The organism is Pseudomonas sp. MYb2, from assembly GCF_002979955.1.
Taxonomy (GTDB): domain Bacteria; phylum Pseudomonadota; class Gammaproteobacteria; order Pseudomonadales; family Pseudomonadaceae; genus Aquipseudomonas.
In genome coordinates this window covers 23,792-47,583 of sequence record NZ_PCQC01000012.1, presented here as the reverse complement: position 1 = coordinate 47,583, position 23,792 = coordinate 23,792, and the positions used below count along the sequence as shown (strand labels likewise).

Annotated in this window: 22 protein-coding genes; 15 read left to right on the top strand and 7 right to left on the bottom strand. The window is 60.1% G+C overall.

What is annotated here, in order from left to right; genetic code table 11:
* The first annotated feature begins 53 nt into the window (after nucleotides 1-53).
* Nucleotides 54-533, top strand: coding sequence for an Lrp/AsnC family transcriptional regulator (locus tag CQ009_RS19610; RefSeq protein ID WP_008081091.1), 480 nt, complete (start codon nucleotides 54-56; stop codon nucleotides 531-533).
* Nucleotides 534-945: 412 nt separating this feature from the next.
* Complete coding sequence (locus CQ009_RS19605; protein WP_007909655.1) at nucleotides 946-1,155, top strand: DUF2788 domain-containing protein; 210 nt, start codon at nucleotides 946-948, stop codon at nucleotides 1,153-1,155.
* On the opposite strand, the gene CQ009_RS19600 is transcribed toward CQ009_RS19605, so the two are convergent.
* The 4 genes from CQ009_RS19600 to CQ009_RS19585 form a co-directional block, all read right to left on the bottom strand.
* Nucleotides 1,150-1,785 carry a pseudouridine synthase gene (locus CQ009_RS19600; RefSeq protein WP_064390726.1) on the bottom strand — a complete coding sequence of 212 codons (636 nt, stop codon included), beginning with the start codon at nucleotides 1,783-1,785 and terminating at the stop codon, nucleotides 1,150-1,152. The genes CQ009_RS19605 and CQ009_RS19600 overlap by 6 nt on opposite strands.
* 73 nt (nucleotides 1,786-1,858) lie before the next feature.
* Nucleotides 1,859-3,358 (bottom strand): AMP nucleosidase, encoded by a 1,500-nt coding sequence (amn, locus tag CQ009_RS19595; protein ID WP_161806656.1) that lies wholly within the window; start codon nucleotides 3,356-3,358, stop codon nucleotides 1,859-1,861.
* Between the two features lie 170 nt (nucleotides 3,359-3,528).
* Complete coding sequence (locus CQ009_RS19590) at nucleotides 3,529-5,178, bottom strand: acyl-CoA dehydrogenase family protein (RefSeq protein ID WP_105708282.1); 1,650 nt, start codon at nucleotides 5,176-5,178, stop codon at nucleotides 3,529-3,531.
* Nucleotides 5,179-5,275: 97 nt separating this feature from the next.
* A complete protein-coding gene (locus CQ009_RS19585) occupies nucleotides 5,276-7,630 on the bottom strand; it encodes a hybrid sensor histidine kinase/response regulator (protein ID WP_105708280.1) in 2,355 nt (784 codons plus the stop codon).
* Nucleotides 7,631-7,977: 347 nt separating this feature from the next.
* Between CQ009_RS19585 and CQ009_RS19575 the strand changes: the two genes are divergently transcribed.
* The 4 genes from CQ009_RS19575 (at nucleotide 7,978) to CQ009_RS19560 (ending at nucleotide 11,498) form a co-directional block, all read left to right on the top strand.
* On the top strand, nucleotides 7,978-8,775 hold the full coding sequence (locus CQ009_RS19575; protein WP_007909650.1) for a hydroxymethylpyrimidine/phosphomethylpyrimidine kinase: 798 nt from the start codon (nucleotides 7,978-7,980) through the stop codon (nucleotides 8,773-8,775).
* An 18-nt stretch (nucleotides 8,776-8,793) separates the two neighbouring features.
* Nucleotides 8,794-9,417 carry a thiamine phosphate synthase gene (gene thiE, locus CQ009_RS19570; RefSeq protein WP_105708276.1) on the top strand — a complete coding sequence of 208 codons (624 nt, stop codon included), beginning with the start codon at nucleotides 8,794-8,796 and terminating at the stop codon, nucleotides 9,415-9,417.
* A gap of 17 nt (nucleotides 9,418-9,434) precedes the next feature.
* A complete protein-coding gene (gene hemL, locus CQ009_RS19565) occupies nucleotides 9,435-10,718 on the top strand; it encodes a glutamate-1-semialdehyde 2,1-aminomutase (protein ID WP_038361864.1) in 1,284 nt (427 codons plus the stop codon).
* A 225-nt stretch (nucleotides 10,719-10,943) separates the two neighbouring features.
* Complete coding sequence (locus tag CQ009_RS19560) at nucleotides 10,944-11,498, top strand: tetratricopeptide repeat protein (protein ID WP_003228518.1); 555 nt, start codon at nucleotides 10,944-10,946, stop codon at nucleotides 11,496-11,498.
* Between the two features lie 123 nt (nucleotides 11,499-11,621).
* On the opposite strand, the gene CQ009_RS19555 is transcribed toward CQ009_RS19560, so the two are convergent.
* A complete protein-coding gene (locus tag CQ009_RS19555) occupies nucleotides 11,622-11,954 on the bottom strand; it encodes a DUF1820 family protein (protein ID WP_102899901.1) in 333 nt (110 codons plus the stop codon).
* Nucleotides 11,955-12,087: 133 nt separating this feature from the next.
* Between CQ009_RS19555 and miaB the strand changes: the two genes are divergently transcribed.
* From miaB to lnt, 5 genes are all read left to right on the top strand, one after another.
* Nucleotides 12,088-13,416, top strand: coding sequence for a tRNA (N6-isopentenyl adenosine(37)-C2)-methylthiotransferase MiaB (miaB, locus tag CQ009_RS19550; RefSeq protein ID WP_105708274.1), 1,329 nt, complete (start codon nucleotides 12,088-12,090; stop codon nucleotides 13,414-13,416).
* Between the two features lie 177 nt (nucleotides 13,417-13,593).
* On the top strand, nucleotides 13,594-14,592 hold the full coding sequence (locus CQ009_RS19545) for a PhoH family protein (protein WP_038361873.1): 999 nt from the start codon (nucleotides 13,594-13,596) through the stop codon (nucleotides 14,590-14,592).
* Entirely contained in the window at nucleotides 14,585-15,079 is a 495-nt protein-coding gene (ybeY, locus tag CQ009_RS19540) for an rRNA maturation RNase YbeY (RefSeq protein WP_105708272.1), read from the top strand. The genes CQ009_RS19545 and ybeY overlap by 8 nt, the downstream gene beginning before the upstream one ends.
* Nucleotides 15,080-15,084: 5 nt before the next feature.
* On the top strand, nucleotides 15,085-15,924 hold the full coding sequence (locus CQ009_RS19535; protein ID WP_007909641.1) for an HlyC/CorC family transporter: 840 nt from the start codon (nucleotides 15,085-15,087) through the stop codon (nucleotides 15,922-15,924).
* A gap of 17 nt (nucleotides 15,925-15,941) precedes the next feature.
* Nucleotides 15,942-17,465 carry an apolipoprotein N-acyltransferase gene (lnt, locus tag CQ009_RS19530; protein WP_105708270.1) on the top strand — a complete coding sequence of 508 codons (1,524 nt, stop codon included), beginning with the start codon at nucleotides 15,942-15,944 and terminating at the stop codon, nucleotides 17,463-17,465.
* Nucleotides 17,466-17,591: 126 nt separating this feature from the next.
* Here lnt and CQ009_RS19525 read toward each other — a convergent pair whose 3' ends face one another.
* Nucleotides 17,592-18,359: a YdcF family protein gene (locus CQ009_RS19525; protein WP_105708268.1), complete on the bottom strand. Its 768-nt coding sequence runs from the start codon at nucleotides 18,357-18,359 to the stop codon at nucleotides 17,592-17,594.
* Nucleotides 18,360-18,463: 104 nt separating this feature from the next.
* Complete coding sequence (locus CQ009_RS19520) at nucleotides 18,464-18,787, bottom strand: hypothetical protein (RefSeq protein WP_064390736.1); 324 nt, start codon at nucleotides 18,785-18,787, stop codon at nucleotides 18,464-18,466.
* A 255-nt stretch (nucleotides 18,788-19,042) separates the two neighbouring features.
* Between CQ009_RS19520 and leuS the strand changes: the two genes are divergently transcribed.
* The 4 genes from leuS (at nucleotide 19,043) to arfA (ending at nucleotide 23,760) form a co-directional block, all read left to right on the top strand.
* Nucleotides 19,043-21,649 (top strand): leucine--tRNA ligase, encoded by a 2,607-nt coding sequence (gene leuS / locus CQ009_RS19515; protein ID WP_105708266.1) that lies wholly within the window; start codon nucleotides 19,043-19,045, stop codon nucleotides 21,647-21,649.
* 88 nt (nucleotides 21,650-21,737) lie between these two features.
* Nucleotides 21,738-22,343 carry an LPS assembly lipoprotein LptE gene (gene lptE, locus CQ009_RS19510; RefSeq protein ID WP_064390738.1) on the top strand — a complete coding sequence of 202 codons (606 nt, stop codon included), beginning with the start codon at nucleotides 21,738-21,740 and terminating at the stop codon, nucleotides 22,341-22,343.
* A gap of 39 nt (nucleotides 22,344-22,382) precedes the next feature.
* Nucleotides 22,383-23,420 carry a DNA polymerase III subunit delta gene (holA, locus tag CQ009_RS19505; RefSeq protein WP_105708263.1) on the top strand — a complete coding sequence of 346 codons (1,038 nt, stop codon included), beginning with the start codon at nucleotides 22,383-22,385 and terminating at the stop codon, nucleotides 23,418-23,420.
* 175 nt (nucleotides 23,421-23,595) lie between these two features.
* Entirely contained in the window at nucleotides 23,596-23,760 is a 165-nt protein-coding gene (arfA, locus tag CQ009_RS19500) for an alternative ribosome rescue factor ArfA (protein WP_064390740.1), read from the top strand.
* Nucleotides 23,761-23,792: the final 32 nt, after the last annotated feature.

Here is a 23,792-nt window from a genome sequence, read left to right as displayed (position 1 = left end):
TTTTAACCCTGGATAGATAATCCGCCGCAATAGTTACAACCAAGGACAGATTGATGAGCAAACTCGACCGTTACGACCTGAGCATTTTGGCGGAATTGCAGCGCGACGCCCGCATCTCCAACCAGGAGTTGGCCGAGCGCATCGGTCTGTCGCCCTCGCCTTGCTCACGTCGGGTCAAGCAACTGGAAGACGATGGCTACATTTCGCGCCAGGTTGCGCTGCTCGATCGCAAGATGCTCGGGCTGAGCCTGACCGCTTATGTGCTGATCGGAATGGATCGGCATACGCCGGAGCGTTTCGAGAATTTCGAAGCGGCAATTCGCACGTTGCCGCAGGTGCTGGAGTGCAGTCTGGTGACCGGTGTGGATGCCGATTACCAATTGAAAGTGGTAGTGCCGGACATGGATCATTATCAGAAGCTGTTGCTGGGGCACCTCACACGGATTGAGGGCGTGACCAGCGTTCGTTCGAGCTTCGTACTGAATCAGGTGCTCAACAGCACTGAACTGCCCTTGACCCACCTGCGCAACTGATCAAAGGCACCCTCACCCCAGCCCTCTCCCAAAGGGAGAGGGGGCCGACCGAGGTGTCTGGCGTCATACATCGACCTGAAAGATTGAGTCGATTATGGATTCACAACAAAACGTCCAGGTCGGCGTATTCCTTGAACATCCCCCAATCAGTCCCCTCTCCCTCTGGGAGAGGGGGCCGACCGAGGTGTCTGCTGTCATACATCGACCTGAAAGATTGAGTCGATTATGGATTCACAACATCTGGACCAAGTCGGTGTAGTTCTCAAGCATCCCCCGGTCAGTCCCCTCTCCCTCTGGGAGAGGGCTAGGGTGAGGGCAAAGGCTTCGGATCAGACCCAGATCAATGCCACCCCACACACCTTGGCGTATACTCGCCGCGCCCTTTTAGCCCCGCGCGCGCCGGAGAAACCCAATGGATCCAGCATTATTAGAAGAATGGATGATGACCGGTCTGGTCAGCATCCTGATCATTTTCATGGGTTTCATCGTCTGGGATCTGGCGAAGAAGTCCAAGGCCGGGCGCTTTGGCTCGTTCATTCTGTTCTTCGTGCTGGGCCTGGGCGTGGCCGCGTTCATCATCAAGAGTGTGGTGATCGGCCTGATCGAATCCGGCGCTCTATAAGCGCGCCGGCACTTCTTTCCACTGGCCCTGATCGAGGCCTTCGATCGTCCAGTCTCCAATCCTGACCCGCACCAGCCGCAACGTCGGCAGCCCGACTGCCGCCGTCATGCGCCGCACCTGACGGTTGCGCCCTTCGCGAATCACCAACTCCAGCCATGACGTCGGTATGGTCGCGCGAAAGCGTACCGGCGGATTGCGCGGCCACAACTGTGGCTCATCCAGTTGTCGCGCTTCGGCCGGCAAGGTCATGCCGTCGTTCAACTCGACGCCGTCACGCAGACGTTGCAACTGCTCGGCCGTCGGCACCCCTTCGACCTGTACCCAATAAGTCTTTGCCAGCTTGTGCTTCGGATCAGCAATGCGCGCCTGCAACTGCCCGTCGTTGGTCAACAGCAGCAACCCTTCGCTGTCACGATCAAGGCGTCCGGCCGGGTAAATCCCAGGCACGTCGATGTAATCCTTGAGCGTCGCTCGCCCTTCGCCGTCGCTGAATTGCGTCAGCACATCGAACGGTTTGTTGAACAGAATCAGCTTCGGCTCGGCCGGGGGTGCCTTGGCAACACGACGCGGCGAGGAAGACTGAGGCTTCGCGCCGGGACGGCGGGAAGGTGGACGCGGGGGACGGGACATAGGGAGAAAAAATATTTAGCGATCAGGGCTGACAATGCTAGTGCCCCGACCGCCAAATGGCCACGACTAACCGTTAACGGAACGGCGGTTCGTCGAAGCTGCGCAGTTTGCGCGAGTGCAGCGAGTTGAGTTCGGTGCGCAGCAGGTCCACCGCTTCGATGCCGATCTTCAAGTGCTGGCTGACCGCGCGTTCATAGAAGGCGTTGGCCGAACCCGGCAGCTTGATTTCACTGTGCAGCGGTTTATCCGAGACGCACAACAACGTGCCGTACGGCACCCGCAAGCGATAACCCTGCGCGGCAATCGTGCCGCTTTCCATGTCCACCGCGACCGCACGAGACAGGTTGATCAACGGCCGTTCCTGCGCCCAACGCAATTCCCAGTTACGGTCGTCGTAAGTCAGCACGGTGCCGGTGCGCAGGCGTTTTTTCAGGTCATCGCCCTTCTCGCCGGTGACATTCGCCGCTGCTTGCTGCAGCGCCATTTGCACTTCGGCCAGGGCCGGGATCGGAATGTTCGGCGGCACCACGCGGTCGAGAATGCCGTCGCGACGCATATAAGCGTGGGCCAGCACGTAGTCGCCGATGGTCTGCGACTGACGCAAACCGCCGCAGTGGCCAATCATCAGCCAGCAATGCGGACGCAGCACCGCGAGGTGGTCGGTGATGTTCTTGGCGTTGGACGGGCCGACGCCAATATTGACCAAGGTCACGCCGTGGCCATCGCTGGCGATCAGATGATAGGCCGGCATCTGGTAACGGTGCCAGACCACACCGGCAGCAATCGCCGACGCTTCGCCGTGATCCATGCCCTTCTCGATGATCACATTGCCCGGCAACACCATACGCACGAAACGCGGATCACTGCGCAACTGCTCCAGACCATGGACGATGAACTGGTCGACGTACCGGTGATAGTTGGTCAGCAGAATCCACGGCTGCACATGGCGCCAGTCGCTGCCGGTGTAGTGCACCAGGCGACGCAGCGAGAAATCCACACGTGCGGCGTCGAACAAGGCCAGCGGCAGCGGATCGGTATTTTCCCAGTCGTAGAGACCGTCGGCGATGCCATCGGTGGCGGCAGACAGGTCGGTGCTCGGAAACACCCGCGCCAGCACGGCAGCGGTGACGCCGGAGCCGGCCAGTTCATCGCCCTGCTCGACCACGTACGGATACGGAATGTTCTGCTGGCTGACACCGACTTCCACGGTCACCGTGAAGTCGTGCATCAATGGCGTCAGTTGTTCGAGCAGGTATTTGCGGAAGGCCGCCGGGTGGGTGACGGTGACGCTGTAGGTACCCGGCAATTGCACCTTGGCGTAAGCGCGGGTGGTCTGCGGGACTTCGCCCTGGCAGTGATAGGTCAGACGCAGTTCGGGATAACGAAACAGAGCACGCTGCGCAGCGTCGGGCTCGACGCGATCCTTGAGGTAACGCTTGAGCGCCGAGTTCAGCGCAGTGGTGGCCCGCTCATGCAACTCGGCCAGACGATCCACGGCTTGTTCGGCGGTTTGAACGACAATAAACGCTTCGGTCACGATCAGCTTCCTGTGTTCTGACTTGCAGAGCTTCATCTTGCCTGCATCGTCGCGTCACGGGAACAGTGGCATGTTGGCAACCGCACAATATATGGGCCACCACGATCCCTGTAGGAGCTGCCGAAGGCTGCGATCTTTTGATCTTGCTGTTTATAAGATCAAAAGATCGCAGCCTTCGGCAGCTCCTACAGGGGATATGTGGTGGGTCAGAGAATCTGTGGGGTTGAGCGGGTGACGATGGCTTCGACGTCCAGGCCGCGCGGCAAGGCGCCGTAGACTCGGCCGCCACCGCTCAAGCGACTGGCAATGAACGCGTCGCTGACCACCGAGTTGCCGGCCTCCAACAGGAGCTTGGCCTGCAAACCGAGCGCGATGTCTTCGGTCAGTTGCCGCGCCCGGTACTGAATGTCGCTGGTGTCCTTGAACTGCGCCTGCAATTGCTGAATATGCGCAGCCAGCCGCTTATCGCCATGCCCATCACCGAGTTCGCTGAACAACACATCCAGCACCCCGGGTTCTTTCGACAACGCGCGCAGCACATCCAGGCATTGCACATTCCCCGAGCCTTCCCACGTCGAGTTCACTGGCGCCTCGCGGTACAGACGCGGCAGGATGCTGTCCTCGACATACCCGGCACCGCCCATGCATTCCGCCGCTTCGTTGATCATCCCCGGCGCGCGTTTGCAGATCCAGTATTTGCCCACCGCTGTCACCAGCCGGGCAAATTGCGCTTCGTGGTGATCATCCAAATGATCCAGCGCCTTGCCCATGCGCAAACTCAGGGCCAGCGCGGCTTCGCTTTCCAGGGCCAGATCGGCCAGCACGTTCTGCATCAATGGCTGTTCACTGAGCAATTTGCCGCCGACCTTGCGATGCGCGCAGTGGTGGCTGGCCTGGGTCAGCGCCTGACGCATCAACGCGCTGGATCCGACCATGCAATCGAAGCGAGTCATCGCCACCATTTCGATAATGGTCGGCACGCCGCGCCCTTCTTCTCCGACCATCCACGCCAGTGCGCCACGGAACTCCACTTCGCTGGAGGCGTTGGACTGGTTGCCGAGTTTGTTTTTCAGGCGCTGGATATAGAACTGATTGCGCGTGTCGTCCGGGCGATGGCGCGGCAGCAGGAAGCAGCTCAAACCCTTGTCGGTCTGCGCCAGCGTGAGGAACGCATCGCACATTGGCGCCGAACAGAACCACTTGTGCCCGACCAGCTCATAAGCCTGCCCCGGGCCGCTGGCGCCGACCGGATAAGCCTTGGTGGTGTTGGCGCGCACGTCGGTGCCGCCCTGTTTCTCGGTCATGGCCATGCCGATGGTCACGCCGGACTTGTGCGCCATGCCGACGTTGCGCGGGTCGTATTCGCTGGCGAGGACTTTCGGCAGCCATTGCTCAGCGATGTTCGGCTGCAAACGCAAGGCCGGCACGCTGGCGAAGGTCATGGTCAACGGGCAACCGCTGCCGGCCTCGGCCTGGCTGTGCAGATAAGTCATCGAGGCGCGAGCGACGTGGGCCCCATCCTGTGGATGCGCCCATGGCAGCGAAGTCAGGCCATGCTCGATCGCCGTACGCATCAGTTCGTGATAGGCGGGATGAAACTCCACCAGATCGATGCGATGGCCGTAGCGGTCGTGGCTGGCAAATACCGGTTTGTTCTGGTTGGCGAGGAACCCCGCTTCCATCAGCGGCCCGCCGGCGAGCGCGCCGTAAGCATCGATCCGCGATTCGGCCCAACCGGCACCAAACCGGCGCGACCATTCCTGCAATGGCAGGTCGATGCGGTACAGGTTGGTGCCGTCCAGCGACGGCGGCTGGTTGGTGACTTCGTGGGTTTCGGCGAACTGATGCAGGTTCATGACGGGGCTCCTTTGGGCAACCAAGGAACTCAGTTAAGCACCGCACCGCAAGCGGTCAAAGTGTCATACCAGCCGAATTTGCGGCGCTTTTACCCTATTAACAGCACAGAACCCGGCGTTCCAGCGCGGATTGCAAATCTTCGAATTTCACCGGTTTGCTCAGGTAGTCGATTGCAGCCCCCGTTGCGCAAAGCTCACGATCAGCGTTCAACGCCAGCATGAACACCGGCAGATTGGCGCAGCCCGGCAATGCGTGAATCTGGCAGCACAACGAAGCGCCCTCATGGCTCGGCAACTGGCAATCGATCAGCACCGCATCGACCGTTTCACGCTGCAGACAATCGAGCGCAGTCGCGCGGTTGTCGGCGGTACGCACGCGAAAGCCAAGCTTGAGCAACATGCCACGCATCACCAATTGGTTGACGCTGTTGTCGTCCACCAGCAACACCGTGCAGTCCTGCGGTGCACGCACGCAATCACGCGAAGACGCAGAAATCGGCGCAGATTCAACCACCGGCAGTTCGAACTCGACATCCAGCTGAAAGCGGCTGCCGCTGCCTGGTTCGGAACGATGGGTGAGTTTGCCATCGAGCAGCTCGACCAACTGTCGGCAAATCGCCAGACCAACGCCGAGGCCGCCGTATTCACGAGTCATCGAACCGTCGAGCTGGAAAAATCGCTGATACATCGTCGCTTCGCCCAGATCGGTAAAACCGATGCCAGTGTCGATCACCGCAAACGACAGCGCCAGACGATTGCCCGTCGACGGTTTGCCGGTTACTCGCAGCGCAAGCCCGCCGACACGGGTGAACTTGATCGCGTTGTCCAACAGGCATTCCAGGCATTGCGCCAGTTTGGCGCTGTCGCCGTGCAGGCGATCCGGCAGCGTCGGCAGCACCTCGACTTTGAAGTCCAGTGACTTGCTCGACGCATTGCCATCGAACTGCACGCGCAACGCCTCGACCACCGCACGCAGGCTGAAAATGCCCGGCGCGGCCTTGAGCTTGCCGGCCTGCAATTCGGTGAGGGTGAGGATGCCGTTGACCATGCGCATCATGTCCCGCGCGGAACCGGCGGCGGTTTGCTGATATTGCTCAAGCTCCGGATCCAGATCGACGGTCTGCATCAGTTCCAGCGAACCGATCACACCGTTCATCGGCGTGCGCAGTTCATGCGTCAGGGTCGCGAGGAATTCATCCTTGAGCTTGTTGCTGTGGGCCAGTTGCTGGTTGAGCACTTCGAGTTTCTGCCCGGCGTCGTAAAGCGTTTGCGCCTGCTGCTCGCGCATCGCGTTGATGCGGTCGGCCAGTGCCAGCGACAGCAGCGCCACTTCAATGGCCGAGCCGATCTGACTGGCGTACATGGTCAGGAACACGTTCGGCAGCAAGCCCAGCACCATCAGCGTGTTGACGATGCCGCCGAGCAGAAACGCCGACCAGGCAATGATGAAGTACCGTGCCACACGCAAGCCGCGCCACCAGGCCAGAATCCCGGCGGCGAAAATCACTACCGTAAAGGTCAGCGCCAGTATCGTCGCCAGACGCAGCGACAACGCGTAACTGGTCATCAGCGACAAACCAACCACCAGCGCGCCGAACGCGATCAGTGCAATCAGCAAGCGATCAAGCCAGCGGCTGTGGTTTTTGGTCTGCAGGAAACTGCGGGCGAACTGACTACCGAACAGGCCGGCGCAACCGATGAAAAACGGCGTCGCGGCGTTGGCCCACCAAGGGTTATTCGGCCAGAAGTATTCGACCGCTGCACCGTTCACCGACAGTTGATAGAGGCCGAACGAGGCGATGTAGAAGATGTAATAGAGGTAGCTGGTGTCGCGCACGCTGAGGTAGATGAACAGGTTGTAGACCACCATCCCCAGCAATACGCCATAAATGATGCCCAGCACATACAGCCGCACCGGCTGGTCCTCGAGGTAGGCGGTGCTTGACCACAACGTTACCGGTGCCTGGATCGAGCCTTCGCTGGCAAGTCGCAGATAAACGGTTTGCTGTTGATCCGGTTCAAAGGCCAGGTCGAACAGGTAATTGTTCTGGCGGATCTCACGACTGGCGAACGGCAGCGCATCGCCAGTTTGCCGGGCGAGGCGGTAATCGCCATTGGCGTCGGCGAGATACAAATCGAGGTGATCAAGCGGCGGATAAGCCAATTCCAGCAACCAGGTGCGCTGGGCAGCGGGATTGCTCGGACGATAATGCAGGTCGATCTTCAGCCAGAACGCCGAGCGTGAGTAACCGGCATTGAGCGTGGCTTTATCGTGAAGTTTGAAATTGCCGGCGGCAGCCTGCGCGCGAACATCGGCAATGTTCGCCTGACCGCTCGGGTCTTCGAACACTTGCAGCGACCGGCCCAGAGGCAGGCTCTGGGTAAATTCGTCGAATTCGACGGCGCTCGCCATGAGGGGCAAGCAGAACAGCAACATCAGCAAATAGCGCATTGAAGCCCCAGCGTGGCTCGTCCGGTTGTGTCAGGAAGCCCCCCATTCCCTTTGAGTAGACGTAAAACCGGTATTACCTGTTATTGGTTTGGATCCAGACTAGCATAGCCGTTGATGGCCATTGAGCACCATTGAAATTTTTCCTACAAAGGCTCTAGCACGGGCGTTCCAGAGCAAAGTAGCGGACTAGAGCTGTTGGGTTGGTCAGGTAGATCAAAAGATCGCAGCCTGCGGCAGCTCCTACATTGATCTGGAGTTTCCTGTAGGAGCTGCCGCAGGCTGCGATCTTTTGATCTTGCTCCGCCAGCCACACCCGAAAATCAGCTTTGGTGGTAAGCTCGCGCACCATGAATATCTACAGCTCCCGCCCCGTTGTCCTCTGTCTCTCCGGCCACGACCCAAGTGGTGGCGCCGGCTTGCAGGCAGATATCGAAGCTCTGCTCGCGCAGGGTTGCCATGCGGCTCCGGCCGTCACCGCGCTGACCGTGCAAGACACCGTCAACGTCACTGACTTCCGCGTCCTCGACCGTGAGTGGGTATTGGCCCAGGCCAATGCCGTGCTCAACGACTCCGAAGTCGCAGCGGTCAAACTGGGCATGCTCGGCTCGCTGGAGATGGTCGACACTGTTGTCGAACTGCTCTCGGCGCACCCGCACTTGCCGGTGGTCTGTGACCCGGTACTGCGCGCCGGCGGCGGCGGACGCCTGGGCAAGGACGAGGTCGGCTATGCGATGCGCGAGCGACTGCTGCCGCTGTCGATCATTGCCACCCCTAACCTTCCTGAAGCCCGCATCCTCGCCGAACTGCCTGAGGGCACTGCGGACGAGTGTGCGGAAAAACTCCTGCCGTTCGTCAAAAACCTGCTGATCACCGGCGGCCATGGCGACGAAACTGAAATCCACAACCGCGTGTACAGCCGCGACGGTCTGCGTGAAACCTTTATCTGCCAGCGTCTGCCGGGTAGCTATCACGGTTCCGGTTGCACATTGGCCAGCGCATTGGCCGGGCGACTGGCGCAAGGCGAACACCTCGCCAGCGCCGTGCGCAGTGCACTCGATTACACCTGGCGCACCCTGCGCGATGCCGAACAACTGGGCAAAGGCCAGTTCGTCCCGCGTCGCCTGCCGCTGGATTTCTGCTCGTAACGTCGTGAGGTCTGCCCGATGAAACTACGTGGCCTGTATGCCATTACCGACAGCGAGCTGCTGGCCGGCAAGTTTCTGTCTTATGTAGAGGCGGCGCTGGAAGGCGGCGTCACCCTGCTGCAATACCGCGACAAAAGCAGCGACGAGGCCCGCCGCTTGCGCGAGGCCGAAGCGCTGCGCGATCTGTGCGAGCGCTACAAAACGCAACTGATCATCAACGATGACGCCGAACTGGCGGCACGCCTCAATGTCGGCGTGCATCTGGGCCAGACCGATGGCCCGCTGTCGCCGACCCGCGCCCTGCTCGGTTCGAAAGCGATCATCGGTTCGACCTGCCACGCGCAAATCGCGCTGGCCGAACAAGCCGCCAAAGAAGGCGCGAGCTACGTCGCCTTCGGCCGCTTCTTCAACTCCAACACCAAGCCCGGCGCGCCGACCTGCAGCCTCGACCTGCTGGACGAAGCCAAGCGCACGTTGCACCTGCCAATCTGCGCGATTGGCGGCATCACCCTCGACAACGCCGCCCCGCTGCTGGCCCATGGCGTCGACCTGCTTGCCGTGGTTCACGGTTTGTTCGGTGCCGAGAGCACCGCCGAAGTGACCCGCCGCGCCCGCGCATTCAACGAATTGTTCAAATCCTGAAGATTGAGAGCCCGATCATGTCTCGTTCCGAAACCCTGTTTGCCAATGCTCAGAAACACATTCCCGGTGGCGTAAACTCGCCAGTCCGTGCATTCAAGAGCGTTGGCGGCACACCGTTGTTCTTCAAGCACGCTGAAGGTGCTTACGTTACCGATGAAGACGACAAGCGTTATGTTGATTACGTCGGCTCGTGGGGCCCGATGATCCTCGGCCACAGCCACCCGGACGTGCTCGACGCGGTGCGCAATCAACTGCAACACGGCTTGTCGTACGGCGCGCCGACCGCGATGGAAACCGAGATGGCCGATCTGGTCTGCTCGCTGGTGCCGTCGATGGACATGGTGCGCATGGTCAGCTCCGGCACCGAAGCGACCATGAGTGCGATCCGTCTGGCCCGTGGTTACACCGGCCGCGACAGCATCATCAAGTTCGAAGGCTGCTACCACGGTCACTCCGACAGCCTGCTGGTCAAGGCCGGCTCCGGCGCCCTGACCCAAGGCGTGCCGAGCTCGGCCGGCGTACCAGCGGCATTCGCCAAACACACCCTGACCCTGCCGTTCAACGACATCGACGCCGTTGAAAAAATGCTCGCCGAAGTGGGCGAGGACGTGGCATGCATCATCGTTGAGCCGGTGGCCGGCAACATGAACTGCGTACCACCAGCGCCGGGCTTCCTCGAAGGCCTGCGCTCGCTGTGCGACAAACATGGCGTGGTGCTGATTTTCGACGAAGTGATGACCGGTTTCCGCGTCGCCCTCGGCGGTGCTCAGGCTTATTACGGTGTAAACCCTGACCTGACCACCTTCGGCAAGATCATCGGCGGCGGCATGCCGGTCGGCTGCTTCGGCGGCAAGCGCGAAATAATGGAGCGCATTGCGCCGCTGGGCCCGGTATATCAAGCCGGTACGCTGTCGGGTAACCCGCTGGCGATGGCCGCTGGTTTGACCACGCTGCGTCTGATCAGCCGTCCGGGTTTCCACGCCGAGCTGACTGACTACACCACGCGGCTGCTCGATGGTCTGCAACAGCGCGCTGATGCGGCTGGCATTCCGTTCGTGACCACCCAGGCTGGCGGCATGTTCGGTCTGTACTTCAGCGGCGCCGACGACATCGTCACCTTTGAAGACGTGATGGCCAGCGACGCGGCACTGTTCGGTCGCTTCTTCCACCTGATGCTGGAAGGTGGCGTGTACCTCGCACCGAGCGCCTTCGAAGCCGGTTTCACCTCGATCGCCCATGGTGAGGCCGAGTTGAAACTGACCCTGGACGCTGCCGAACGCGCCTTCGCTGCACTGAAGTAATCGCCGTACCGCTGACGTTGGCTATGGCCAGCGTCAGCATTCACCTACACCCACGCTGTTTTTCCGATGCTCCTGCTAAAAATCTTCCCTAAAGTGGGCGATATATTCCCCGCGCAGCAGAAAAACGAGTAAAGACTTTGTAAGGTTGGCCCTGCTTATTTCATAATGCGCGCTTATTGGATCCCTCGATGGGTCCGCGTGCCCTTCAGAGGTAAGTCGATTCCCATGAACCGCACCGGCCGCACCCTTGCCTTGGGCTGCCTGTTGCTCCTTCAGCCCCTGCTCGCGCATGCACAAGCAGGCGGCAACTCGTTGTTGATCCCGGCGATGGGTCGTTGCACCCTCAATACTCAGCCGCAAGACGTCACGCAGGCACTGGCCGCCTGCCAGAAAGCGGCGGACGAAGGGGATGCGCAAGCGCAATACGAGTTGGGTGAGTTCTACTACGACGGCAAGAATGCGCCGCGCGACCTCAATCAAGCCCTGAGCTATTTCGAAAAAGCCTCGTTGCAAGGCCACGCTCAGGCGCAATTCAAGCTCGGCACCATGTTCTTCCACGGTGAAGGCGTGCAGGCCAACAACATTCAGGCGTATATCGTGCTGAAGATGGCCGCGGTCAACGGCGCTGAAGATGCGCTGGACACCGCCGACGAAGTTTCCGAAAAGATGTCCCGCGAAGATCTTGAGACCGCCACCCAGGTGCTCGGGCAGATTTTCCGTAAATACCTGATGGAACTGCAGAGCGCCGATGGGCGTACGCCGTTTTCGCCTCTTCCCTGATCAGCGATAGTTCCCACGCTCTGCGTGGGAATTCATCCCGTGACGCTCCGCGTCACCGACGCAGAGCGTCGAGGGCGGCATTCCCACGCAGAGCGTGGGAACTATCATTGAGGCAACTCGGTTTTAGGGCTTCTCAGGCATCGGCATCGGAAACGGCATCACATTGCCGACCGCGCCGCGGGCTTCGCTGATTTTCGGGGTACCCAGACGCTCCACCTCGTCGATGCGCACAATCGAATGCATCGGCACAAAGCTGCGCACCACGCCTTCGAACTGCGCCTTGAGCTTTTCTTCGCTCGGGTCGACGACCACTTGCGTACGCTCGCCAAAGACGAACTCTTCCACTTCCAGAAAGCCCCACAGATCACTTTGATAGATCTGCTTGGCGTACATTTCGAACACCTGGCCCTGGTTGAGGAAAATCACCTTATAGATTGGAGCTTCGCGTTTGGTCATGGCGGGGGGATAACATCGGGGATAAAAATGAGGGCGCAAACTATAGCATAGCCTCCGGGCGCACAGCGGTAGGAACCTGAGGGCTTGTTCCCTATAATGCCGGGTTCTTTGAATCACGTGATGACCCTAATCCATGGCCAAGAAGCTTTACATCGAAACCCACGGTTGCCAGATGAACGAGTACGACAGCTCGCGCATGGTCGATCTGCTGGGTGAACATCAGGCCCTGGAAGTCACCGCCCGCGCGGAAGACGCCGACGTGATTCTGCTCAACACCTGCTCGATCCGCGAGCGCGCCCAGGATCGCGTGTATTCGCAGCTCGGCCGCTGGCGCGAACTGAAACTGGCCAACCCGGAGATGGTGATCGCCGTTGGCGGTTGCGTGGCCAGTCAGGAAGGCGCAGCGATTCGTGATCGCGCCCCATACGTCGATGTCGTGTTCGGCCCGCAGACGCTGCACCGCCTGCCGGAAATGATCGACGCCGCGCGCATCACCAAGCTGCCGCAAGTCGACGTGTCGTTCCCGGAAATCGAAAAATTCGACTACTTGCCCGAGCCGCGCATCGATGGCCCGAGCGCTTATGTGTCGGTGATGGAAGGCTGCAGCAAGTACTGCACGTTCTGCGTGGTGCCTTACACCCGTGGCGAAGAAGTCAGCCGGCCGTTCGATGACGTGATCGCCGAAGTCATCCACCTCGCCGAAAACGGTGTGCGTGAAGTGACTTTGCTGGGTCAGAACGTCAACGGCTATCGCGGTACGACCCACGATGGTCGTTTGGCCGATCTCGCCGAGCTGATTCGCGTAGTTGCCGCCATCGATGGCATCGACCGCATTCGTTACACCACTTCGCACCCGCTGGAATTCTCCGACAGTCTGATTCAGGCCCACGCCGATGTGCCGGAACTGGTGAAACACCTGCACTTGCCGGTGCAATCGGGTTCCGACCGGATTCTCGCGGCGATGAAGCGCAATCACACCGCGCTGGAGTACAAATCCAAGCTGCGCAAACTGCGCGCTGCGGTACCGGGGATCTGCATCAGCTCGGACTTTATCGTCGGTTTCCCCGGCGAAACCGAGAAAGATTTCGAACAGACCATGAAGCTGATTGCCGACGTCGGTTTCGACTTTTCCTACTCGTTCGTTTACAGCCAGCGACCGGGCACCCCGGCTGCCGATCTGGCCGACGACACACCGGAAGAGTTGAAGAAGGAGCGCCTGAACGCACTGCAACATCGTTTGAATCAGCAAGGTTTCGAGATCAGCCGACAAATGGTCGGCTCGATCCAGCGCATTCTGGTGACCGATTATTCGAAGAAAGACCCGGGCGAGCTGCAAGGACGCACCGAGAATAATCGTATCGTCAACTTCCGCTGCGACAATCCCACCCTGATCGGCCAGTTCGCCGACGTGCACATCGACGCGGCGCAGCCGCACTCGCTGCGCGGCTCGCTGATCCAATAAATGCAAAAGATCGCAGCCTTCGGCAGCTCCTACATGGATTACATTCCGCTGTAGGAGCTACCGAAGGCTGCGATCTTGACGGTGTCGACGCCAAGAATATTTAAGAGCTTTCGCACCCAGGCCTCTGGCGTTATCCTTGATTTCATCTCAATTGCCCCAGGGCGGCTAAATACGACCTTGAACGCACCCATAGAACCACATCGTTTTATCCTCGAGCCCTTTGAGGCTCGCCGCTTCGCCAATCTGTGCGGGCAATTCGACGAGCATTTGCGCTTGATCGAACAGCGCCTGACCATCGAGATCCGCAACCGCGGAAACCAGTTCGAGCTGATCGGCGATCCCAAGCACACCACGTCTGCGGAAAATCTGATTCGTCGCCTGTACCGGGAAACCAAGGGTTCAGAGCTGTCGCCAGATACGGTGCACCTGTTCCTGCAGGAATCGGCCGTGGTCGAGCTGGACAATCACGCCCCCGCCGAAGCCTCCGTCGCCCTGCGCACCAAGAAAGGCATGATTCGCCCGCGCGGCTTGAATCAGTTGCGCTATGTGAAGGAAATCCTCGGCAACGACATCAACTTCGGCATCGGTCCAGCCGGTACCGGCAAGACCTATCTGGCCGTTGCTTGCGCTGTCGATGCACTGGAGCGTGAACAGATCCGTCGCATCCTGCTGGTGCGTCCGGCGGTTGAAGCGGGTGAAAAACTCGGCTTTCTCCCCGGCGACCTGTCGCAGAAGATCGATCCGTACCTGCGCCCGCTCTACGACGCGCTCTACGAGATGCTCGGTTTTGAATACGTGGCCAAGCTGATCGAACGTCAGGTGATCGAAGTCGCGCCGCTGGCCTACATGCGCGGTCGCACGCTGAACAACAGCTTCATCATTCTCGACGAAAGCCAGAACACCACCGTCGAACAGATGAAGATGTTCCTCACCCGTATCGGCTTTGGCTCTACCGCAGTCATCACCGGTGACATTACCCAGGTCGACCTGCCGAAAGGCACCAAGTCGGGTCTGCACCATGTGATCGAAGTGCTCAAAGACGTGCCGGGCATCAGCTTCACGCACTTCCAGCCCAAAGACGTCGTGCGCCATCCTTTGGTCCAGCGGATCGTCGAAGCCTACGAGCGCTTCGAAAACCGTGACGAAGCCCCCAAGGACACCTCGCGAAATGCTTGAGCTAGACCTGCAAATCGCGACTGAAGCGAGCGCGCCGAGCGAGGCCGACTTCCGCCTGTGGTGCGAACTGGCCCTGCGCCAACGCACCGCCGACTCGGAAATGACCATTCGTCTGGTCGACGAGGAAGAAGGTCGCGAACTCAACCACACCTGGCGCCACAAGGATTACGCGACCAACGTCCTGTCGTTCCCGGCGGAAGTGCCTGACGAGTTTCTCGACATCCCATTGCTTGGCGATCTGGTGATCTGCGTGGCCGTGGTTGAGCGCGAAGCTGCCGAGCAAGGCAAGGAACTAAAGGCCCATTGGGCACATCTGGTCATTCACGGCTGCTTGCATCTGCTCGGTTACGACCATATAGATGATGAAGAAGCCGAAGAAATGGAAGCACTGGAACGCGGGTTGCTTGCCGAATTGGCCTATCCCGATCCGTACGCGGACGACGAACCCGAAACATCCCCTATCGTTACAACAAAGGATTCAGAGTAATCGCTATGAGCGAAGATCGATCGAGCAACGGGCAGAAGTCATGGCTGGGTAAACTGACCCAGGCTTTTGCCCACGAGCCGAAGAACCGCCAGGAGCTCCTCGAGCTGCTGCGCGATGCACATCAGAACAAACTGCTGGACAGCGAAGCGCTGGCCATCGTCGAAGGCGCCATTCAGGTGGCTGACCTGCAAGTACGCGACATCATGGTGCCGCGCTCGCAGATGATCAGCATCAAGGCGACCCAGACACCGCGTGAATTCCTTCCGGCCGTGGTCGACTCGGCCCACTCGCGCTATCCGGTCATCGGCGAAAGCCATGACGACGTGATGGGCGTGCTGCTGGCCAAGGATCTGTTGCCGCTGATCCTCAAGGAAAACGGCGACAGCTTCAACATCAAGGATCTGCTGCGCCCGGCCACCTTCGTGCCGGAGTCCAAGCGTCTGAACGTGTTGCTGCGTGAGTTCCGCGCCAACCATAACCACATGGCCATCGTCATCGACGAATACGGCGGCGTGGCGGGTCTGGTGACCATTGAAGACGTTCTCGAACAGATCGTCGGCGACATCGAAGACGAGCACGACGTCGAAGAAGACAGCTACATCAAGCCGCTGCCAAGCGGCGACTTCCTGATCAAGGCGCTGACGCCGATCGAGAACTTCAACGAGTTCTTCGACAGCGAGTTCTCCGACGACGAGTTCGACACCGTCGGCGGTCTGGTGATGAGCGCGTTCGGGCACTTGCCTAAACGCAACGAAATCACTGAAATCGGTGCTTATCGTTTCCGCATCCTGAATGCCGACAGCCGTCGGATTCATTTGCTGCGACTGACACCAATCGCCCGGTAACACATCTAAGGATTGAAATGCGCTGGACAACCCGCCCCGGCTGGCCCGGTAACCTGCTGGCCGTGGCGGCCGGTGCAATCACCACCTTCGCTCTGGCGCCTTTCAACATCTGGCCGTTGGCTTTGCTGGCGGTCGGCCTGTTCTATGCCGGCCTGCGCGAGCTAAGTCCGCGTCAGGCGCTGGGCCGTGGCTGGTGTTTCGGTTTCGGCCTGTTCGGCGCCGGCACCAGCTGGATCTATTACAGCATCCACCATTTCGGCGGCGCTTCGGTGCTGCTGGCCGGGTTCCTGATGCTGTTGTTCACAGCAGCGATTGCCTGGTTCTTCGCCCTGCCCGCCTGGTTGTGGGCGCGCTGGCTGCGCCGTAATGAAGCGCCGCTGGCCGACGCCTTGGCATTTGCCGCGCTGTGGGTCGGTCAGGAAATGTTTCGCGGCTGGTTCCTTACTGGTTTCCCTTGGCTGTACTCCGGTTACAGCCAGCTCGACGGTCCGCTGTCGGGGCTCGCGCCAGTCGGCGGCATGTGGCTGGTGTCGTTCGTGCTGGCACTGACTGCTGCGCTGATCTACAACGCACCGCGCTTGCTGCAAACCGGACGCAAAGGTTTTGTCGTTGCCGGCCTGGTGCTGCTGATCGGGCCTTGGGCAGCGGGCATTGCGCTCAAGGGCCACGCCTGGACCAGCCCGTCCGGCGCGCCGCTGAGCGTTGCCGCGATTCAGGGCAACGTCGCACAGAGCATGAAATGGGATCCGGCCGAACTCAACGCGCAGCTGGCCTTGTACCGCGATTTGAGCTTCCGTTCGAAACCGGTGGACCTGCTGATCTGGCCGGAAACCGCCGTGCCCGTGCTCAAGGAGTCCGCCGAGGGCTACCTGAGCATGATGGGCAACTTCGCCGCTGAGCGTAAATCGGCGCTGATCACCGGCGTGCCGATTCGCGAAATGGTCCGCCACGAAAGACGTTTCTTCAACGGGATTACCGTGGTCGGCGAAGGTGACGGCACTTACCTGAAGCAGAAACTGGTGCCGTTCGGCGAATACGTGCCGCTGCAGGACATTCTCCGTGGCTTGATCGCGTTCTTCGACTTGCCGATGTCCGACTTCGCCCGTGGCCCCGCCGATCAGGCGCTGTTGCAGGCCAAGGGTTACCAGATTGCGCCGTTCATCTGCTACGAAGTGGTGTACCCGGACTTCGCCGCCGGTCTGTCAGCGCGCAGTGATTTGCTGCTGACGATCAGCAACGACACCTGGTTCGGCACCTCGATCGGCCCGCTGCAGCATTTGCAGATGGCGCAGATGCGGGCGCTGGAGGCGGGCCGCTGGATGATTCGCGCGACCAACAACGGTGTGACTGGCTTGATCAACCCGTTCGGGCAGATCACCGAGCAGATTCCGCAGTTCGAGCAGGGCGTGCTGTACGGCGAAGTAGTGCCGATGCACAACTTGACGCCGTATCTGCAATACCGCTCGTGGCCGCTGATGATCGTGTGCCTGCTGTTGTTTGGCTGGGCACTGATGGCGAGCCGGATGTCGAAAACCCTTTAAAGCCCTCCGACATGATCGTTCCCACGCTCCGCGTGGGAACGCCGCCGGGGACGCTCCGCGTTCCGCTTCGGATGTGGCGCAGAGCGCCACGGGATGCATTCCCACGCAGAGCGTGGGAACGATCAATCAGTCAGCCTTATAAAACAGCGAATACCCCACCTGCCCCACCGCCTCATTCAGCAACTGCCCGCTCTGCCAGATCGATTTGAATTCCGGCAACCAGCCACCAAACGGTCTCGCGTTATCAGTGCCCAAAAAGCCCACCGGCGCCGGCACCACTTCAAATCCTGCCTGCTCAAAACTCCATACCGAGCGCGGCATGTGCCACGCCTGCGTCACCACGACTACGCGCTTGATCCCTTGCGGCAACAAAATATCAGCCGTGAATTTCGCGTTTTCCCACGTCGTACGACTCTCGCCTTCCTGCCAACGCACCATCACGCCAAAATCGTCGCGCAATGAATCCGCCATCAACTTCGCCTCGGTCGGTGGCGTACCGTAATGCAAGCCACCCGTGGTCAGAATCGGCAGGCCCGACGCCTTGGCCAGCCGCGCTGCATAACGCTGGCGCTCAAGCCCCACGCCGGTCGGCTGATCCTCGCCCCACGCCAGATCACCACGCTCGCGCCCGGAGCCCAACACCACAATGGCATCGGCACGCTGCGCCAGCGTTGCCCACTCCTCACGGGCCAATGGCGGTTCACGCTCCAGCGCCTTGGCGCTCCACTGCACGACGACTGGCAGGCTCATCAGCCAGAACCCGCCCAAACCCATAGCAAAAAACACACCGGCCAGGCGCGGCCGTGAGCGGCGCAGCCACCACGCAGCCAGCAACAGCAGCAAAAAAATGCCGGGCGGCAATAGAAGTTGTTTGATGAAATAACGAAAGGGCATCGGGCATCTCCAGAGATGCCCGAAGCCTAAGAGTGTTAATAACGCGTTACAACCAGTAGGTGGGATCCCGTTGAAAAAGATCCGTTTCTTGACCTGCCATGCGCTTACTTGGCCTGCACAGCCCGTACTTTGACGGTGTCTCTGCCGGGCGCCTTGTCCTTGAGCCAGATGACCTTGGCCGAATGTGCTGCATCGAGCTGCTTCACTGCTTGTGACAGGCATCCATGCGTTTCACGTTCACTGCGATCCAGATAGGCCTTGACCAGTTTGAACTCGGCGGGGCTCAAGCCACGCAATTCCAGTTCCAGGGGGCGCTCATCGCGCAGCCGGTCAGCGGTTTTTACGGCGTCCAGGGCCATACCCAGACGATCGATCAATCTTTCGTACAACTCGGGTTTCGTTACGTTTTTTTTCCGTTGCTCCACCATCCCTCACCTCATTGAAGATAAGACTCACTCCCCAGTTAGAGCTTAGCTTCGCTGCACAAACCGGCTGTACGCCGCGACCAACGGCCCCCGGTGCATGTATTGCGGCGTATGTAGCTGTAATCAGGGTTTCCCTAGGCCAAGCGCGGTCATGTATGCTACGGCGCTTCCTGTAATTCCACTTCCAGCTCGTCCGGGCCAACCCCGGAACCTGCGTTGAAGAGGATTAGGCCACCCCTATCCAGTACAAAAGTAGCCATGCACGAACAATATCAGCCCCGTGAAATTGAAGCCGCCGCCCAGTCCTTCTGGGACGAGCAAAAGTCCTTTGAAGTCAGTGAACAGCCAGGCAAGGAAACCTTCTACTGCCTGTCGATGTTCCCTTACCCCAGCGGCAAGCTACACATGGGGCACGTGCGCAACTACACCATCGGCGACGTGATCTCCCGCTATCAGCGCATGCAAGGCAAGAACGTTCTGCAACCGATGGGGTGGGACGCCTTCGGCATGCCGGCGGAAAACGCCGCGATGAAGAACAACGTAGCGCCCGCCAAGTGGACCTACGAAAACATCGCCTATATGAAGTCGCAACTGCGCAGTCTGGGCCTTGCGGTCGACTGGTCGCGCGAAGTGACCACCTGCAAGCCGGATTACTACCGCTGGGAACAATGGCTGTTCACTCGCCTGTTCGAAAAAGGCGTGATCTACCGTAAAAACGGCACCGTGAACTGGGACCCGGTCGACCAGACCGTTCTGGCCAACGAGCAAGTGATCGACGGTCGCGGCTGGCGTTCCGGCGCGCTGATCGAAAAGCGCGAAATCCCGATGTACTACTTCAAGATCACCGCCTACGCGGATGAGCTGCTGGAGAGCCTCGACGAACTGACTGGCTGGCCTGAACAGGTCAAGACCATGCAGCGCAACTGGATCGGCAAATCCCGCGGCATGGAAGTGCAGTTCCCACATAACGTCGACTCGATCGGCGAAGCCGGCACCCTCAAAGTCTTCACCACCCGTCCGGACACCCTGATGGGCGCGACCTATGTCGCCGTGGCTGCCGAGCACCCGCTGGCCACCCTGGCCGCGAAAAACAACCCTGAGCTGCAAGCGTTCATCGCTGAATGCAAGGGCGGCAGCGTCGCTGAAGCCGACGTCGCCACGCAAGAGAAGAAAGGCCTGCCGACCGGCCTGTTCGTCGAGCATCCGTTGACCGGTGAAAAACTGCCGGTCTGGGTCGCCAACTATGTGTTGATGCACTACGGCGACGGCGCTGTAATGGCGGTACCGGCGCACGATGAGCGCGATTTCGAATTCGCCCACAAGTACAACCTGCCGGTCAAATCGGTCGTACGTACCAGCGCCGGCGACACCAACCCGGCGCCGTGGCAAGACGCGTACGGCGAACACGGCACGCTGATCAACTCCGGCGACTTCGACGGTCTCGACTTCGCTGGCGCGTTCGACGCCATGGAAGTCGCGCTGATCAAGAAAGAACTGGGCGCCTCGCGCACCCAGTTCCGCCTGCGCGACTGGGGCATCAGCCGCCAGCGCTACTGGGGCTGCCCGATCCCGATCATCCACTGCGATGCGTGCGGTGACGTGCCGGTGCCGGAAGATCAACTGCCTGTCGTCCTGCCGGAAGACGTGGTGCCGGACGGTGCCGGTTCGCCGCTGGCGCGCATGCCAGAGTTTTACGAATGCAGCTGCCCGAAATGCGGCCAGCCTGCCAAGCGTGAAACCGACACCATGGACACCTTCGTCGAGTCGTCTTGGTACTACGCACGCTACGCCTCGCCGCACTTTGAAGGCGGTCTGGTGGAAAAATCCGCCGCTGACCACTGGCTGCCGGTGGATCAGTACATCGGTGGTATCGAACACGCGATTCTGCACCTGCTCTATGCGCGTTTCTTCCACAAGCTGATGCGCGACGAAGGTCTGGTCAGCTCCAACGAGCCGTTCAAGAACCTGCTGACCCAAGGCATGGTGATCGCCGAGACTTACTACCGTCGCGAAGCCAATGGTGCTTACACCTGGTTCAACCCGGCAGACGTAGAACTCGAGCGTGACAGCAAAGCCAAGGTCATCAGCGCCAAGCTGAAGTCCGACGGCCTGCCGGTGGAAATCGGCGGCACCGAGAAAATGGCCAAGTCGAAGAACAACGGCGTTGACCCACAGTCGATGATCGATCAGTTCGGCGCCGACACCTGCCGTCTGTTCATGATGTTCGCCTCACCGCCTGACATGAGCGCAGAATGGTCCGACTCCGGCGTCGAAGGTTCGCACCGTTTCCTCAAGCGTGTCTGGCGTCTGGCGCAAGCCCACGTAACCCTCGGCCTGCCGGGCAAACTGGATGTCGCCGGCCTGAGCGACGAGCAGAAAGCCGTGCGCCGCTCGATCCACCTGGCCATCAAACAGGCCAGCCACGACGTCGGCCAGAACCACAAATTCAACACCGCCATCGCCCAGGTGATGACACTGATGAACGTGCTGGAAAAAGCCGCGCAAGGCACCGAACAGGATCGTGCGCTGCTTCAGGAAGGCCTGGAAGCAGTAACACTGTTGCTGGCGCCAATTACCCCGCACATCAGCCACGAATTGTGGAGTCAGCTGGGCCACGCCGATCCGGTGATCGACGCGGGTTGGCCGGCAGTGGACGAAAGTGCATTGGTACAGGACAGCCTGACCCTGGTTATCCAGGTCAACGGCAAGTTGCGCGGCCAGATCGAAATGCCGGCCAGCGCGACCCGCGAAGAAGTCGAAGCCGCCGCGCGCACCAACGAAAACGTACTGCGTTTCGTCGACGGACTGACCATTCGCAAAGTGATCGTGGTTCCGGGCAAACTGGTCAACATCGTCGCCAGCTAAATTGGATTGGGCGTCAGGTCCGCCTGACGCACTGTAAAACCTTTCGGGCCGCAAGGTCGGCCCACATGGTTTCAAGGGGAGCAACACAATGATCAAACGCAATCTGCTGGTGATGGGCCTCGCTGTTCTGCTGAGCGCCTGCGGTTTCCAGCTGCGTGGCACAGGCACCACCGAACTGACGATCAAGGAGCTCGACCTGAGCGCCCGCAACGCCTACGGCGAGACCGTCACCGATCTGCGCCAGATGCTCGAGTCCAGCGGCGTCAAGGTATACAACGGTGCGCCGTACAAGCTGTACCTGGCTGACGAACAGGAAAACCAGCGAATTCTCAGCTACGCCGGTGCCGGCCGTACTGGCGAATACCAGGTCAACACCGTCCTGAGCTACGACATCATTGGCGAAAACAACCTGAACCTGCTGAGCAGCAAGCTTGAAGTGCAGAAGGTGTTCATCCACGACGGTAACAACCTTGTTGGTTCCGATCAGGAAGCCAACGACGCCCGTCGTGAAACCCGTCGCGAGCTGGTTCAGCGCATGATGCTGCGCCTGCAACAGCTGACTCCAGCGCAACTGGAGCAACTGCAGCAAGCCGCCAACGACCGCGCCAAAGCTGAAGCCGATGCGCTGCAAGCGGCACAAAAGGCTGAAGCGGAAACCCCGCGTCAGTCGCCCCTCGAAGTACCGCAGCAGTAAGACGTTCGGGGCGCTCCGGCGCCCCGATCGACCTTTCTTATGAAGCTCGCACCCGCCCAACTCGGTAAACACCTGCAAGGCGCCCTCGCGCCGGTCTATATCATCAGTGGCGATGACCCGCTGTTGTGTCAGGAAGCTGCTGACGCCATCCGCAATGCTGCTCGCCAGCAAGGTTTCGACGAACGTCAGGTCTTTGCCGCTGACGCCAATTTTGATTGGGGCACGTTGTTGCAGGCCGGCGCGAGCATGTCATTGTTCGCGGAAAAACGCCTGCTGGAACTGCGCCTGCCTTCAGGCAAGCCGGGTGACAAGGGGGCCGCGGCCTTCATCGAATATTGCTCACGCCCCGCTGAAGACACGGTGCTGCTGATCAGTTTGCCCAAGCTCGATGGCAGCGCGCAGAAAACCAAGTGGGGCAAGGCGCTGGTTGAAGGCCAGCAGACCCAGTTCATCCAGATCTGGCCGGTGGATGCCAATCAACTGCCAAGCTGGATTCGACAACGTCTGTCGCAGGCCGGTTTGTCGGCCAGCCAGGATGCGGTCGAATTGATTGCTGCACGCGTCGAGGGCAATTTGCTCGCGGCCGCGCAGGAAATCGAAAAGCTCAAGTTGATGGCCGAAGGAGGCCAGATCACCGTTGAAACGGTGCAGGCCGCCGTAGCGGACAGTGCGCGCTTCGATGTGTTTGGCTTGACCGATGCGGTGCTCAACGGCGAACCGGCTCACGCATTGCGCATGCTGGAAGGCTTGCGCGGTGAAGGTGTCGAGCCACCGGTGATTCTCTGGGCACTGGCGCGGGAGTTGCGTCTGCTGGCCAACATCTCGTTGCAGTACAGCCAGGGCACGCCGCTGGACAAGTGCTTCAGTCAGGCCAGGCCGCCAGTCTGGGACAAGCGCAAACCGCTGATGAGCAAAGCCCTGCAACGCTACTCGGCGCAACGCTGGGCGCAGTTGCTGCTCGAAGCCCAGCGTATCGATGCGCAGATCAAAGGCCAGGCGGCGGGTTCACCGTGGATGAGCCTGAGTCGCTTGGCGTTGTTGATGGCCGGTCAGCGACTTTCACTGCCTGCTGAATAGAATCAAAGATCGCAGCGTGCCGCAGCTCCTGCACCGATCCCTGTAGGAGCTGCGGCATACTGCGATCTTTTGATCTTGTTTTCCGACAAACACCATCCACATTTGCCCTATAGACAGACGCCCAACATCGGCAGATTATTTGCCGCGCAAACCCCACTCACTCGAGAGAACCCTCATGAGCAAAAAGCCATCGAAACATGGCCCCAACAAGGCCAAATCCATTGTCGCCCAGCCTTTGTTCCGCAGTCGTCAGGAACGACCAGCCAAGGGCAAAGGCAGCTACCGCCGCGAAGCCTTCCAGTCTGACAGCTGGGAGGCTTCTTACTTTCTGGCCGCTTAAAGCGCAGTACCCCCCGCTCATGTTAAGGTCTG